Origin of the sequence: Psychroserpens mesophilus (genome assembly GCF_050617655.1) — a bacterium.
Lineage (GTDB): Bacteria > Bacteroidota > Bacteroidia > Flavobacteriales > Flavobacteriaceae > Psychroserpens > Psychroserpens mesophilus_A.
Genome location: NZ_JBODQC010000267.1, coordinates 1 through 259, shown reverse-complemented (window position 1 = coordinate 259; position 259 = coordinate 1). Strand labels below are relative to the sequence as shown.

Below are 259 nucleotides of genomic sequence, written 5' to 3'. Positions count from 1 at the left end.
GCCAACAAAGATGTACTGATACTTTGTGGTATATTTTCAAAGGACATTACCCAAGACATACTCATTGACGCTCCAATCAATAGCATAACTACTGCTGTTGTAGAAGAAGAATCTAATAAAATCTGTGGTAAAGTTTTAAAATTGATTTCTTTGTAAGCAAAACCAAGAATTAATGTGTATAAAACTGCTATTGCTGAGGCTTCTGTCGCAGTAAAAATACCTGTAACAATTCCACCTATCACAATAACCAATAAGAAAA

General features: G+C 32.8%; 1 protein-coding gene. It reads right to left on the bottom strand.

The genetic code is table 11. From position 1 onward, the window contains the following. On the bottom strand, positions 1–259 hold a 259-nt coding region (locus ACRHNM_RS17215), incomplete at both ends, for a TRAP transporter large permease subunit (RefSeq protein ID WP_431137871.1).